Genomic DNA, 15,234 nt, shown 5'->3' with positions numbered 1-15,234 from the left:
TTAAACCCCAAACTGCCGCAGATGATGATCCAAGTGTTTGTATTCCAATTGGCCCCATTGATCGTAGGTTAAATACCCGAAGGCTGGGTGCGGGTCTCTGTCTTTTTTTGTCCTTTCCTCATAAAAGTCATTGATGAGCCCAACCAATTTGTCTTTTTCTTCATTGAAGTCCCTACTATCTTTAACCTTAAACCCAGGAGCGGTGGGTAGATTCTGTTTCCATGGTTTATCATTGTACATACTTTTCTTGAAACCTTTGTACAACAATCGCATAAAAATGTTGGGTTTTTTTATTGTATGTTTGTTCAAAGCGACCTTCAAAGGAAACTGACAGTGGCGCAGCATTTGTCCAACCTCCATTTTGCCCCACTCCCTTTGTGAGGATTCAGAAAGATTATCAATCCGATTTAATATTTCTATGTGGGTTTCGGAGTCAAACAGGGATTTCATATACCTTGATTTCTTTACCTCGTAAATTACATAAATTTAATCTCCTATCTTTAAAGCATGCAAGAAAAAGCGGTTTCCTTTTCCATCAAAAATTGGGCAGATGATGATAAACCAAGGGAAAAATTGGTGCAAAAGGGAAGTTTTGTCCTTTCCGATGCAGAACTTATTGCTATTCTTATTGGTTCCGGCAACCGGGATGAAAGCGCAGTTGAACTTTCTAAACGAATTTTGGCCTCGGTAGGCCATAATTTGAATGAATTGGGAAAGCTTACCGTGAATCAATTAAAAAAATTCAAGGGTATTGGTGAGGCCAAAGCCGTTACCATTGCTGCAGCTTTGGAAATGGGTAGGCGGCGTAGAGGAGAGGAGGCCCAAAAAATAACCAAGGTTTCTTGTAGTAGGGATACGTTTGAATTGCTCTATCCTTTGATGGGCGAATTGCAACATGAAGAATTTTGGATTGTTTATTTGAACAATTCCAATAAAGTCATCCATAAATCGCAGTTGAGCAAAGGAGGCATTACAGGCACTTTGGTTGATGTAAGGTTGGTGCTTAAACAAGCTTTGGATTTGGGTGCAGTTGGTATTATACTGGCACATAACCACCCATCAGGTGCGTTAAAACCAAGTGCTGCTGATAAACAGATCACCCAAAAGTTGAAAAAAGCCTCGGAGGCCTTGGATATTAAAATATTAGATCATATAATTTTGGCCCAACACCATTATTTTAGCTTTGCAGACCAAGGAATACTATAGTTGATTCAATTTTATGCTATTACTCTTTACCCATAAGGTTACCAATAGACTTACCTATACGGCAAGGCATATTTTTGAGAAAATACTGGGTATTGAAATCGCCTTTACGACCAAGGTAGAAGACTTCATCAAGCATTCGGGGCCAAAAATGACCTACTCAAAGCAACCCTTGCAAAACGAATTTTTTGTTAGGAGCAATGATTTGTTGTTTGAGCAGGGAATTAATGACTTGGATATAAAGGTATCCGATTGGGAAGGTATTCCATGTTTTTTTGCAAGTGGGGAAAAAAGTACGGTTCCGTACGATATTTTTTCAGCTAGTTTCTTTCTTTTAAGTCGATACGAAGAATATTTGCCCCATGTTAAGGATAGTGTGGGCCGGTTTCCAGTGAAGGAAAGTATCGCTTATCAAAACAAATTTTTGGAACTTCCCGTGGTTGATTTATGGGCACATAAGTTGTTGGAGATGCTCAAAGAGCGTTTTCCAGATATAAAGAAAAAAGAACGGGCGTACAGTTTCACCTCCATCATCAACGTAACTACCTCCCATTGCTATGCAATGCGGGGTTTAACCAGGAGTATAGGAGGTTTTCTTTTGGATTTGGGGAATTTTAAATTTAGGAGTGTAGCCGATAGATTTTTGGTGCTTCTGGGCGTTAAACAAGATCCTTACGATAATTTCTATGAACTGGTGGACATCCACAAAAAATTTCCGATAAAGACCATGTTCTTTTTTCAGTTTGCCAAGCATTCTGCACACGATAAGAATATTTCCCCTAACAACAATAAGTTCAGGTATTTAATAAAGTCTGTTGCCGACTACAGCGTGGTTTCTCTGAGTACATCTTTTCTTTCGTCCACGGACAAATCGGTTTTGCAGGAAGAAAAGAAACGTTTGAGCAATCTTATCAACAGGCCCATTAGTTATTCCAGGCTTCGGTATAACCGGGTCAGTGTTCCCACCACATACCGTAATTTGGTGGAAACCGAGTTTACGGACGACTTTTCAATGGGATACACCCACGAGATTGGTTTTAGGGCAGGAACCTGTACACCATTTCATTTTTATGATATCAACATGGAGGTGAAACAACCCCTAAAAGTACATCCTTTTGCCATGCACGACTATGCATTGGTGAACTATAAAAACAGGGAAGAGATTTTTGAAAAAATGGATAGGATGTATCGACTCGTAAAACAGGTCAATGGTGATTTCATCATCATATTTTCCAATGAGCTTTTGGGAAGCAGGCACAGCTTGGACTGGATGGAACTATATCAATCCTTTTTAAAGCGTTACTATGTTTGAGCATCGTGTAACGGACATCTTTTTTGATTTGGACCACACCCTATGGGATTTTGAAAAGAACTCAGCCCTTACCTTTGAAAAGATTCTTTTTGACCACTCGGTCAAGGTGACTCTGGATGATTTCTTGGGCGTTTATGCCCCCATCAATTTGGAGTATTGGAAATTGTATCGGGAAAACAGGGTAACAAAGGAGGAGCTTCGGTTTCAACGCTTGCGCAGAACTTTCGATGCAATAGGAGCGGTAGTGTCGGATGACATCATCCATATTTTGGCCCATGAATATATTGAAAACCTTTCCTCGTTTACATACTTGGTGCCCAATGCTCTCGAAATCTTGGAATACCTATCGCCAAAATATCGCCTACATATCATTACCAATGGTTTCCAAGAAGTGCAAGAGAAAAAACTGATTGGGAGTAATATCCACCATTACTTCGATCAAATTATCAACTCGGAAATGGCAGGCGTAAAGAAACCACACCCTTATATCTTTGAGTTGGCCCTCACCAAGGCTAAGGTCGAGCCCAGGAACACCATTATGGTGGGCGACAGTTTAGAGGCCGATATACTTGGAGCAAAGGGTATGGGCATGCAAGTACTTCACTTCAATAGCAATAGGGAGCCCGATCATGATCATAGTATTATGATTAACAATTTGATTGAAATAAAACGCATTTTATAGAGTTATAGTAGGGTATGGTCCACTTCTACTGTTTGTAAAAGAAATGCTTTTGATATATGAAACGGTTGTTCTTCCACATGCTCGGTGGACTAATTCTTTGTTTTGTGCTACAATCCTGTTCGGAGGAGCAAGATTTTGATCAGTTTGATGATCTATCCATAACCCCCACGGTGGCCTCCAGTATTTTTTATTTGGAGTCTGATGAGGAATCCATCAATGCGGTTAACTCCGGCCCATTTTACTACCAAACCGTAAATTTTGATGCATTTAACGAGCAGTTTGTTTCTGAACGGCTTTTGGAAGGAACCATAACTTATGAGATTGAAAATACCACCAGCAAAAACCTACAGGTTTCCATTGAGTTTTTAGATGATAACGATAACGTCTTGGATACCGAATTTTTCGACATAGACCCTAATCTTCCTGAAACCTCTACGAGAGAAGTGGCCTATGGTCCAACAGGGAAAAACTTGGCTATTTTGTCAGCCACAAGTGGTCTAAGGGTCACTGGAAGCAACCTCAGTGATGATACTACTGTTTCCAACAATCCCGATCCCAAAGTAATCTTGCGCTCGGCTGCTGAATTCATATTTCGCCTAAAATGAGAAGAATTCAGACGTTCTTTTATCTCGCATTTCTTGTAAGCGCATCCGTTTGCGCCCAAAACAAGCAATTGCTATACGATTTCTATGAGATTCCTCAATCTTTAATGGTAAACCCAGGGGTTAAGACCTCGGAAAAATGGCACACCGGCATCCCGCTTATTTCTGGATTGGCATTTCAAGCGGGGACCAGTGGCGTAACCGTCAATGATCTCTTTGCCAATGACGGTATAGATTTTGCCACAAAGGTGCGGGAACGCGTCTTGGATGCCATGACCCGTAAGGACGATTTTAGCACTACAAGTCAAATAGAAGGATTTAATATAGGATTTAGAGGTCGAAATCGACCAGATGACTATTATACGTTTGGCATGTACGGTGAAACGGATATTATTGTGTACTGGCCCAGAGACTTAGCCATTTTAGCGTTTGAAGGCAATGGAGGAGCCAACATAGGTAGGAGTTTTGATTTAGGAGATCTTAGTCTAAGAGGTGAAATGGTAAACGTATTCCATTTTGGAATCAACCGTAAAATAAGCAATACTCTTACCGTTGGAGGAAGGGCAAAATTATACTCGAGCATCTTTCAGTTTCAATCCACAGGCAATGTAGGGTCGTTTAGAACAACGCAAGGACAGAACAACATCCATGTAACCACATTGTCGGCAGATATGCAATTGCGTACAGCGGGGATAAAGGAATTTTTCGACATTTTGGATGATGATTCTGTTAGTGCACGAGACGAATTTCCTTCACTTTTTACCAAGCGTGTGCTTCTTGGAGGCAACCTTGGCCTAGGTTTCGATGGTGGTTTCAGTTATAACCTGAATCCACAGACCACAATTACGGCAAGTATTCTGGACTTTGGCTTTATTTATCAGTCCAAAGACATTCAGAATTATACCCTTAAAGGCACTGCAAACACAGAAGGAATTACGGTGTTTATCCCAGAGGACATAGACAATGTTGACAATGACCTATGGCAAGAACTGGTGGATGATATTGAGGAGGCCCTACCCTATGAAGAGAATGCAGAAGGCTATATTTCCTTCAGGCCTGTCAAAGTTTATGGTTCCATACGGTATGATTTTGGCGAAGGCGGAAACCGTTTTGAAAATTGTGGTTGTGGCATTAATGCAGGCGGTGGAACCAACAGGGATTATTATAGAAACAGTGTCGGTGGGCAACTCTTTATGATGAAACGCCCCCGCGGTATTCAAGCTGCTTTGACTGGATTTTATCAACGGAGATTTGGAAGGGTACTTTCTTTAAAAACTACCTATACGGTTGACAAATATTCTTTGGCAAATGTTGGGTTGGGACTTAATTTGCAAGCAGGACCCATCAATTTTTATGTGATGGGGGATAACCTTTTAAGTTATCGTAATGTGGCCGATAGCCATTACGCCTCTTTATTGTTCGGATTTAATATCATATCTTGGAACAGTAATTGAGGAATCACATTGTATGAAGAAAAGAGTATTGATTGTAGTATTGTTTGCTTTTATGGCAAGCATTACCATGCGAGGGCAGTTGAACGATTATAAATATATCATCGTTCCCAAAAAGTTTGAAACGTTTAAAAAGGAAAACCAATATATGACCAGCACCATGGTCAAATATTTGTTCACCCAAAAGGGTTTTACCCCTGTTTATGATGATGAATTGCCCGAAGATTTGGCCAATAACAGATGTTTGGGCCTTTTGGCAAGTTTATCGGATGATTCATCCATGTTTTCAACAAAAGTTACCGTTATTCTAAAAAACTGTCAGTCTGTTGAAGTTTACAGGACTCAGGAAGGAAAAAGTAAGATTAAAGAGTTCACGGCTGCGTACAAGGATGCTTTGGAGAAGGCCTTTGTTTCTTTTGATGGGATAAACTATGCGTACTCCCCAAAAAAAGGGGAGGAAAAACAGACCGAGCCACAAACTGTCATCGTCAGTTATAGAAATGATGTGAAGAAACTGGAAGAAAAAACGGAAACCGAAGTCGTAAAACAGGAAGCCACATTGGAAAATCAAAGTTATGAAACCATTGAACCAGAAACTTCCAATTTTACAAAAGCAGTAGAAAAAACTGAGCAGCCAATGATTACTTCCAGTATGCTCTATGCCCAGCCCATAGAAAATGGATATCAATTGGTGGACAGCACCCCAAAGGTGGTGATGAAGCTTGTGTCAACTTCCATTGAGAATGTATTTTTGACCGATTACCAAGGAAACAGTGGTGTGGTATTGCAAAAAGATGGAAAGTGGTTTTTGGAATATAGTGAAGATGGAGAAAAGAAATTGAAGGAACTCAACATTAAGTTCTAAAACCCATATTTGTCCTTCCAGCGTTTTTTTAGAAATTCCCGCATGGCGTTTTCCCTGGGATTATTCCCTGGACGGTAAAAAGCTGTTCCCGAAATCTCCTCGGGCAGAAACTCAAAATCAGCAAAGTTATTTTCGTGGTCATGGGCATATTGATAGCCTTGACCATACCCAATGTCTTTCATCAATTTGGTTGGAGCATTCCTAATGGCCAATGGCACCGATAAATCCCCGGTCAATCGCACTTTTTGTTGCGCTTCGTTAATGGCGGCATAACTCGCATTGCTCTTAGGTGAACTGGCCAAATAGGTGGCACATTGACTTAAAATGATTCGTGCCTCAGGATATCCAACCGCCGTTACCGCCTGAAATGTGGTGTTGGCCAACACGAGTGCTGTTGGGTTTGCATTGCCAATGTCTTCAGAGGCTAAAATGACCATTCTTCGGGCTATGAATTTTACATCCTCACCGCCTTCAATCATTCGTGCCAACCAATAGACAGCGGCATTTGGGTCACTTCCTCGAACCGATTTTATAAACGCCGAGATAATGTCATAATGCTGCTCCCCCGTTTTGTCGTAAAGCACTGTGTTTTTCTGCACCTTGCTGAGCACCAAATCGTTGGTAATGGCAACTTCTTGAGTACTTTCTGAATTTACAATAAGCTCAAAAATGTTCAATAATTTTCTGCCATCCCCACCAGAAAGCCTGAGCAGTGCTTCGGTTTCCTTCAGATTGATTTTTTTGTCTTTCAACAAAGCATCTGTTTGCATGGCACGGTGCAATAGGGCTTCCAAGTCTTCCTTGTCAAACGGATTAAGAATATAGACCTGACATCTTGATAAAAGTGCTGGAATCACCTCAAAACTTGGGTTTTCTGTAGTGGCACCTATCAAAGTTACCCAGCCCTTTTCCACAGCGCCCAATAACGAATCTTGCTGAGATTTACTGAAGCGATGGATTTCATCAATGAACAAAATGGGATTTTTGGCGGTAAACAGTCCACCGCTCTGTTTGGCCTTTTCAATGACCTCGCGAACATCTTTTACGCCGCTACTAATGGCACTTAGGGTATAAAAAGGGCGTTGGCTTTCACTAGCAATAATATTGGCCAAGGTAGTTTTTCCCGTACCGGGTGGCCCCCAGAAAATCAAGGACGGAATAACACCATTTTTTATTTGGTTGGTCAACGCACCACTAGATCCCACCAAATGCTGCTGACTGATGTAATCCTCTAATGTTTTGGGGCGTATACGTTCTGCCAAGGGTTCATTCATACGGATAAAAATAAGACAATTTTAGAGGTATGAAGACCTTCTGTTCGCAGTCGTTTTCAACAAACCTGACAATTTGTGTAAATTCATGTCTGTGGTCAGATAATTGCTATATGAAGCACATGCAAGCCAATGAGCATTTTAAATTTTCCAATGGGGTTGTTTTAGCACCATTATTTGCCATGCTGGCCATTTGGACGGTATTTTGGGTTGAGGTAAAGTTGGGAATCAACTTTAATGACTATGGAATTTACCCAAGAAGGCTGTCTGGATTGAGAGGAGTGGCATTTAGCCCATTCATTCATGGTTCTGTTGAGCATTTATACAACAATACCATTCCTTTGGCCATATTGACGGCATTTCTTGTCTATTTTTATCAAGCAGCTGCCTTTAGGGTGTATGTTTTTGGTATTCTGATTTCTGGTCTGTTGACCTGGTTGATTGCTCGTCCGTCCTACCATATTGGGGCTAGTGGGGTTATTTACGTTTTAGCAAGCTTTATTTTTTTTAAAGGGGTTTTTGCCAAACATTTTAGGTTGGTAGCGCTGTCCTTGGTGGTTGTGTTTATTTACGGAAGCATGTTGTGGTATATCTTTCCTGTAAAAGAAAATATTTCGTGGGAAGGGCATCTGGCAGGTTTTATCACGGGGTTTTTGTTGGCTTTGGCGATAAAAGTGAAGGTCCCCGTTGAAAAAAAGTACGATTGGGAACAAGAGGATTACAATGAGGAGAACGACCCTTTCCTAAAACATTTTGATGAGGATGGCAATTTTATTGAATCCACTGAAGAGGAGCCTGAAAATCACATCCAAATAAAATATCATTTTAAAAAAGACAGCGAAACAGACACTTAGGCTTTTCGTTGCCGAACCACTTCATAAAGGAACACTCCACAAGCCACGGAAACATTAAGAGAACCAATACTTCCCAAAAGAGGGAGCTTGGCAGTGTGGTCCAAAATGGAAAGAATGGAAGGGGATATGCCCCGGTCTTCGGAACCCATTACTAAGGCGCAGGGCTGATTAAAATTCACTGTGTAGATTTCATCATCCGTCTTTTCGGTGGCACCTACTACTGTAATTCCCGAGGATTGTAAATAAAATATGGCATCCTTAAGGTGATCTACCTTTGCAATGGGCACATTGAATGCTGCTCCTGCCGATGTTTTTACCGTATCATCCGTAATGGGAGCTGCCCCACTTTTGGGAACAATGATGGCGTGGACCCCACAACATTCCGCAGTACGGATGATTGCGCCAAAATTACGGACATCCGAAACCTGGTCCAGTAACAGGAAAAAAGGTTTTTTTTGTTGCTCCATGATTTTTTCGACTAAAGGTTCAAAATCTTGGAACTGTACTGGTGAAATTTGTGCCACCACCCCTTGGTGGTTATTCCGGGTAAGACGGTTTAACTTTTCAATAGGTACGTAGGAAGCACTCACACCATTTTTACGGATGGTCGATTCCAACTCCTTAAAAAGCTCTCCCTTAAGTCCTCTTTGTAGAAAAATCTTGTTTATCGGCTGGTCGGCCTCTATGGCCTCCAATACCGCCCTAATTCCATAAATCTGGTCACTCATCTCCTTAAATTCAATTGCTTGGGTGCCGCAAAGATATTACGAAGTAACCTTGTGAACACCAACAGGGCCATTATTTGTGGAATTTAAGATGAGGGTTCCGTTATTAGAAGTGGATATCAGCTCCACACTTTTCACATTTCCGTTCATATAAAGTCCAGAATCTGGATGGGAAACGCTAATGTAACCGTCTTTCCTGTTAGAAAGCAAAATTACGCCAGATAGAGCATCCAGCCTTGGGGTTTCTACTTCGGTTTCATAGATGTTGCCTACGGCGATGATGTCTTCATATCCATCATTGTTGATGTCCATAACAGCGCAATCCAGTAGGGGAATGGCCTGTGCTGCAACAGGAAGGATGTGCCTTTCAAAAACAAGATTGCCCTTGTTGATCAATACGATGGACCTTAGTTCGGTAACCGTGCTTTCATACGAAGTTTTCAGTTTTTCGCCATAGATGTCTACCAAACTGGCATTGGCAAATTCGGAGTAGGTTTGAAATTTCTCCTTGATAAAAGGCATTTGTTGTGATGAACATTCACGCCCACGAACGGGAACATAGGTTCCTTGGTACTTTTTGCTCAAAACAATGTCATTTGTGCCATTTTCATCAAAATCGGTGGCATAAACCTTGAATGGTTTTTCTTCCGAAGCCTTGAACTTAATGTTGAGACCCACATTTCCAACAACATAATCTTTAAGGCCATCTTTGTTGATATCGGTCTCGGTCACGGAGAACCACCATCCATTTTCATTGAGCATAGAGTCTTCATTGCCAATATTTTTGAAGCTACCCTGCTCATTTACAAAAACACCAATTCCGGTCCATTCGCCCACAGCAATGAAATCGGGCCAACCATCATTGTTCACATCTGTGGTCTGAATGTCATTGACAATACCAAAATCTTTGAATTCTGGGGCAACCTGCTCGGTAACATCTACCAATTCACCGTCCCTGTTTTCCAATAAGGTTGATGTCTGAGGTTTGGGATATTGTTTGGGAACCACACGGTTGCCTACCAAAATATCGTTGTCGCCATCTTTATCAAAATCTATGATGGCTACCGATTTCCCATTTTTGGGAAGTTTGGACAGTGCATCACTATTCAACCGTTCAAATTGCCCTTTGCCATTATTAATATAGATTCGGTCTGCATGGTAAGAAGAGTTTTCAGCAAACTCGTTTCCTCCACTGACAACGTAAAGGTCCATATCAGCATCCCCGTCAAAATCGAAAAATACGGACTCCATATCCTCATATTGGGCATCATTGGATAGGGCAGTGGAACTTAACTTGGAAAATCCTCTGCTGGATTGTACATAGAGCTGTCCTGGTTGTCCAGAAGCACCACCTATGTGGATATCTTCCAATCCATCACCATTGATGTCACCTTTGGTGATAAACGGCCCTAGATTGGATTGTTTATAGGGGAGAAGTATCTCGGTTTCAAAATCGTCATACACATTTTCTGTATGAACAAAGTCCAACCCCACGGTGTTGACATCAACATTGACAAAATATTTTCCTTTTTCCGAGGTGGAAGGAATGGGTAGGGTAGCCTCGTTTTCGTTGAAAGTAAGTGTGGAGTTGGCCGGAACATTGAATTTTTGTTCCATTTTGCCCGATTTCCAATATACTGACACCGTATCTACGGTTTCTTGATGGGCCAACCCAAAAAAGGCTTTGGCCTCTTGAGCAGAACGGTAACCGCGCACTCGTTTTACCTCAATCATTTGGGAGTTACCACCAGAAGTGATTTTTACCTTGGCAAACTCTTCGGAAGAATCACCCTTGGTGACAACCTTCAGGTAGTTACCTCTTTCTTCCTCTACCGAAAGGTTTTTGTACACAAATGCGGCTTCATCCATATTGTTGATGATGATGTCCAAATCCCCATCATTATCCAAGTCTCCGGAGGCGGCACCGTTGCTAAATGAAAAATCCGCCAAGCCCCAGTCTTTGGAAACATCATCGTAAATGAGCTCGGAGCTCCTTTTATACATAATATTGGGGAGTTTTTCTGAGGGCATGGATTCATAGAGTTGTTGTTTTACCTCTAAAGGAACATTCTGGCCGTATTTTTGTCGAGCTTCAAACACCTTCATTTGTAAATCGTTATCCAGTGCATAACGTCGATACCCATTTGTAACATGGATTTCCTTATGCCCATCGAGGTCAAAGTCGTTCATAAGCACGGACCAGCTCCAATCGGTATTGGCCACACCGGATAGCTGTGAAATATTACTGAACGTATTCCGACCCATATTCTTTTGGAGGGAATTGTACATGTATTGATAATGGTACCCTGCCTTGTTCACCAAATAATCGAACCGTTTGGTGTTCATGGAAGCCATTAGCGTCTTTGAACGAACATGGTCGTTGGCGGCCATATCAAGCACAAAGATGTCCTGGAGATTATCGTTGTCCAAGTCGGCAATATCTATACCCATCCCATAAAATGAAATTTGGTCTGTGGCCTCCTTAATTTTGTCGGAAAATGTTCCATCTTGATTATTGATGTACAGAGCATCTGGCAGATAATAATCACTGGCCATGTAGATGTCCATCCATCCGTCTTCGTTGATGTCCGAAACGGCAAGACCCAATCCAAAAATGGGTTTATGAAGTCCTGCTGCTTTAGTAATGTCTGTAAAAACCCCACCGTCGTTTCTGTACAGGTGTGATGAGTTGAAATAAGCGGTCTCTTCATCAGAATTGACGTAATGGTTGAAAGTTATGGGGTCCATGCCATATAGCTCATTTTCATTCATGACGAGACAGTCAAGGTCTCCGTCTCTGTCCAAATCAAAAAACACAGACTGTGTGCTGATTCCCATGTCGGCTAAACCATATTGCTCTGCTTTTTCATCAAAAGTTCCATCTTGCTTATTGATAAACAAAAGATTTTTACGTTTATCCCGGGGATTGGGTCCACCTTGGGAAACATAAATGTCCATCCATCCGTCAGCATTTACATCTGCAAAAGTCACCCCGTTGGACCAGACCTTACCTTTATTAATATTTGCTGTTTGGGAGACATCTTTGAAGTGAAGGTCACCTTGGTTAAAGTACAAGGTATTGTTGACCTGGTTTCCTGAGAAAAAAACATCCAAAAGTCCATCATTGTTCAGGTCTTCCACGCCCACTCCTGCACCATTATAGAAATAATCATAGTCAAAGAGGTTGTTAAGAGTGGCTACATCATGGGTAATGGTATTGGAAAAGTTGATGCCGCTTTGTTGTGTGCTTATTTTTTGGAATATGGGTTCCTTACTTACCTGACCTGTATTTGGTGGGGTACTTTCTTTGTTCTGTTCTAACCTCCCACAACCCATTATAAACATGGTTATTAGAAATACGCGAATAAAATTGGTCATAAGAATTAAAATGTTTGGGAAAATGGTAACTGTGTAATTTTTTTTTGTGAATTATGACCCTACAAAGGTAAGATAATCAATTATTAAACAAGTATTAAGACGCATGTGAAAGTTGGAAAGGAAGAGGTGCTTGGCCCAACTTTAAGAAAAAAGCCACCTCAATTGAGGTGGCTTTTAATTTATGATCTATTAGCCTATGTAATTAAGGCTTACAGAAATCTATTGTAATTGGACCAGCAGCTGTACCAGCAGTTACACTGCCAACCAAGTTTCCATTGGGTGTGTAAATTTGCATAGAAATTTCACCATAAAAGTCTCCGGGGAAATACCAGTCAGCTGTAGTGGTGCCCACGGGGATTTCAATGGTTGTTGATGCTGAATCGGTACCTGGAGTACAGGTAAAAGCTGAAGCCTCATAAGGTGAGCACATTCCGAACTCGATAACGGTGCCGTCATCCAAGGTTACGGTAACCGGATCTCCAGCATTACCATCTGTGGTCTGCCATCCATCACCAAAGGAATCCTGCATATTGATGGTCCAAGTTCCCGCTGTTGGGGGGACTGGAGGACAAACTATGGCTGAGGTGTAGGCGAAGGGGGATCTAAAAAAGGTTCCACCCGTTACCGTACCATTGGCGTCGTTGGTAAAAGTCCTACCGTCAGTAAGAACAGCTTCCAAGCGAATGAGAAATATATCCCCTCCTTCAATATCTGCATCAGCAATACCCGTAGCGGCAATGGCCTCCGCATAAGTCAATGAGATATTTCCCCTGGGCAGACCAAAGTCCCCGCCAGGCGTAAAATTAGAAGCAGGAACGGTCATGGCTAATGCTTCTGGAGTTGTTACATCTGTTCCCCCATCAGGAACATCCGTATCTTGATAGGTGACATATACATTCACTTCGGAAAGTAGTGCCCCGTTTTCTTCATCCTGAACTTCGAGGGTAACTCCCCAGACAGAGTCGGGGTTGTTGATATCATATTCCACACCGAGAGAACCAACTGTCCTAAGGACGAGCCCTCTGGTAGTGCCCTCGTATACTTCATCAATAAGCTTCTCTTCGCTACAGGAAAAAGCAATGCAAACGAAAAAAAGCAGTGTTATATGTTTTTTCAAATTTTTCATGTTTTTAATTTTAACGTTCATCGCTTTCATTAATTGGAAAATGGAAACCCAGTAGCTGGGTTAGTATCCCAAAATACCTGAACAGACTGATCTGATTTTTGTGTAATGTTAGGATTACTGTTCACAGCCTGGTTAGGATAGTACATGGAGCGCATAAATGCCCCTGGATCCGGCTCCCTATTGGGTTGCAGTGTGCTTGGATATCCTGTTCTCCTATAAAAATTATAGGTCTCGATACCGTTACCATAATGACTGACCAAAAACTGCTCAGCCAATATATCCCATTGGTCATCACCAGTAGCACCATTGAAGGCTGCCACTGTGGCATTGATGAAGTCTGTGACATCTGTGGACGTAGGCTCAAATGAAAGATCAGCACCTGTATCGTTGGAAACAAAAGATTGTGCTTTGGCAATTTGCTTGGTCAAAGCATTTTCTAGATGAGTGGCTGCATCACCAGGTTGACCAGCGGCCAAGGCCATTTCAGCTCTCCAGAAATCAACCATGAAGGCATCCAAAATTGGTGTGATACCTGTTCCGCCGGCACCAAAGGACAACGGATCATTACCTTGGGCGATAGCATCAAAAGTGTCATCGTCAAAACGACCTCCAGCTGGGTACACTCCAAAAGTAGTCCTCAAGAGACCATCTGGTGGAATACCTTCGTCATCTCCGTGATCCCTGCCCCAATATCCATTGGGCAATGCGCAGAAGGTAAACCCTCCGGTTACATAATGGGTAGGAGGCGTCTGCAAGGAGCATGTAAGCAACTCTTCATTTGGAGCGACACCATCTTGACCGGGGACATCTAAAGTCTGACGATAGAAATAATATCTCAATCTGGGATCATCAGAATTATCCATAAGGTTTATCAGCCAGTTAGATGCATAATGTGATGCACCCGCGGAAGCATAGTTGATGCCATAGTTTGGATGTCTGGTATCTGGTAGAGAAGCACTAGTGCCTGGCCAGAACCAGTCGAAATCATCGGCAGTATCCGTGATGTAATTCCCAGAGTTAATAATGGCATTGAAGCTGGCGGCTGCAGATGGATCCACCAAACGGGTCTGAACATAGATTTTCAACTTCAAGGTATTTGCAGCGTTTACCCATTTTGAATAGTCATTATTATAAAAATAATCCAATGGCGGAACGGCTGCGGTAGTATTTGTGAAATTTACAATAGCTTGATCCAAAAGGGACAGTGCTGCTGCGTAAACCGATTCTCCACTATCCAAAGTAGGATTTAAAATTTCTGGAGCCTGCACAGCCTCTGAATAAGGAACGTCGCCAAAGAAATCCACCAAGGTAACAAGGGTGTAGGCCTCTATGAACTGGCCAATTCCAATGTGTCTTGTGAGGCCAGCCTCTTCCGCTGATGCATTCATTAAACGGATGTCAAAGAGGATGCCCCTATAGGCGTTGTCCCATTCGTCATCGGTGTCAATATCCTGATATCCACTTCGATAATCACGGGAGTTGTAAGGCATTAATCGTGTTAATTCACTTCCCAAGATGGAAAACCCATCTCCGGTGACATTACCACCTGTAGTAAAGTTATCGTTGGGATCCCCGGTAGCCTCCCCATCTATCTGTCTTGCAAAATCTTCCTGAATGGAATTCAGAAAGAAATCCGGGCTTGCCTGTTCGGGCGTCAAAAAGTTAGGGTCCTGTGTAAGATCCAGTTCAGTGGACTCACAAGATACCATCAATGACCCTACGAGCAAGGCTGATGCTATATATGTGCTTATGTTTTTCATTTTTA

General features: G+C 42.0%; 13 protein-coding genes. 7 read left to right on the top strand and 6 right to left on the bottom strand.

Going from position 1 to position 15,234, the window contains the following annotated elements:
* Positions 1-450 carry a DUF1569 domain-containing protein gene (locus AB1A65_RS15575; protein WP_366590853.1) on the bottom strand — a complete coding sequence of 150 codons (450 nt, stop codon included), beginning with the start codon at positions 448-450 and terminating at the stop codon, positions 1-3.
* Between the two features lie 57 nt (positions 451-507).
* Here AB1A65_RS15575 and radC point away from each other — a divergent pair, with 57 nt between their 5' ends.
* From radC to AB1A65_RS15545, 6 genes are read left to right on the top strand one after another with little or no spacing between them, the layout of a single operon-like run.
* Entirely contained in the window at positions 508-1,206 is a 699-nt protein-coding gene (gene radC / locus AB1A65_RS15570) for a DNA repair protein RadC (protein ID WP_366590852.1), read from the top strand.
* 13 nt (positions 1,207-1,219) lie between these two features.
* Entirely contained in the window at positions 1,220-2,515 is a 1,296-nt protein-coding gene (locus AB1A65_RS15565) for a polysaccharide deacetylase family protein (RefSeq protein ID WP_366590851.1), read from the top strand.
* Positions 2,508-3,197 (top strand): YjjG family noncanonical pyrimidine nucleotidase, encoded by a 690-nt coding sequence (locus AB1A65_RS15560; protein WP_366590850.1) that lies wholly within the window; start codon positions 2,508-2,510, stop codon positions 3,195-3,197. Before AB1A65_RS15565 ends, AB1A65_RS15560 begins: the two co-directional genes overlap by 8 nt.
* A 56-nt stretch (positions 3,198-3,253) precedes the next feature.
* Positions 3,254-3,802, top strand: coding sequence for a hypothetical protein (locus tag AB1A65_RS15555; RefSeq protein ID WP_366590849.1), 549 nt, complete (start codon positions 3,254-3,256; stop codon positions 3,800-3,802).
* Complete coding sequence (locus AB1A65_RS15550) at positions 3,799-5,253, top strand: DUF5723 family protein (protein ID WP_366590848.1); 1,455 nt, start codon at positions 3,799-3,801, stop codon at positions 5,251-5,253. Before AB1A65_RS15555 ends, AB1A65_RS15550 begins: the two co-directional genes overlap by 4 nt.
* Positions 5,254-5,266: 13 nt before the next feature.
* Positions 5,267-6,115, top strand: a complete 849-nt coding sequence (locus AB1A65_RS15545) for a hypothetical protein (RefSeq protein ID WP_366590847.1) — start codon at positions 5,267-5,269, stop codon at positions 6,113-6,115.
* Here AB1A65_RS15545 and AB1A65_RS15540 read toward each other — a convergent pair.
* On the bottom strand, positions 6,112-7,389 hold the full coding sequence (locus AB1A65_RS15540; RefSeq protein ID WP_366590846.1) for a replication-associated recombination protein A: 1,278 nt from the start codon (positions 7,387-7,389) through the stop codon (positions 6,112-6,114). The genes AB1A65_RS15545 and AB1A65_RS15540 overlap by 4 nt on opposite strands.
* Before the next feature lie 119 nt (positions 7,390-7,508).
* Between AB1A65_RS15540 and AB1A65_RS15535 the strand changes: the two genes are divergently transcribed.
* The gene (locus AB1A65_RS15535) at positions 7,509-8,240 is read left to right on the top strand and encodes a rhomboid family intramembrane serine protease (protein ID WP_366590917.1); all 732 of its coding nucleotides are present in this window, start codon (positions 7,509-7,511) and stop codon (positions 8,238-8,240) included.
* On the opposite strand, the gene rlmB is transcribed toward AB1A65_RS15535, so the two are convergent.
* The 4 genes from rlmB to AB1A65_RS15515 all read right to left on the bottom strand — a co-directional run bounded on the left by rlmB (position 8,237) and on the right by AB1A65_RS15515 (position 15,229).
* On the bottom strand, positions 8,237-8,968 hold the full coding sequence (gene rlmB, locus AB1A65_RS15530) for a 23S rRNA (guanosine(2251)-2'-O)-methyltransferase RlmB (protein ID WP_366590845.1): 732 nt from the start codon (positions 8,966-8,968) through the stop codon (positions 8,237-8,239). The two genes, AB1A65_RS15535 and rlmB, sit on opposite strands and share 4 nt — an antisense overlap.
* A 36-nt stretch (positions 8,969-9,004) precedes the next feature.
* The gene (locus AB1A65_RS15525; protein WP_366590844.1) at positions 9,005-12,343 is read right to left on the bottom strand and encodes a VCBS repeat-containing protein; all 3,339 of its coding nucleotides are present in this window, start codon (positions 12,341-12,343) and stop codon (positions 9,005-9,007) included.
* Between the two features lie 202 nt (positions 12,344-12,545).
* Positions 12,546-13,469, bottom strand: a complete 924-nt coding sequence (locus tag AB1A65_RS15520; protein ID WP_366590843.1) for a hypothetical protein — start codon at positions 13,467-13,469, stop codon at positions 12,546-12,548.
* A gap of 29 nt (positions 13,470-13,498) precedes the next feature.
* Positions 13,499-15,229 carry a SusD/RagB family nutrient-binding outer membrane lipoprotein gene (locus AB1A65_RS15515; RefSeq protein WP_366590842.1) on the bottom strand — a complete coding sequence of 577 codons (1,731 nt, stop codon included), beginning with the start codon at positions 15,227-15,229 and terminating at the stop codon, positions 13,499-13,501.
* Positions 15,230-15,234: the final 5 nt, after the last annotated feature.

Origin of the sequence: Allomuricauda sp. ANG21, from assembly GCF_040705235.1 — a bacterium.
In the GTDB taxonomy this organism is placed as follows: Bacteria; Bacteroidota; Bacteroidia; order Flavobacteriales; family Flavobacteriaceae; genus Flagellimonas; species Flagellimonas marina.
Note: the sequence above shows the minus strand (reverse complement) of the source record. Positions and strands in the feature narration are given on the sequence as shown.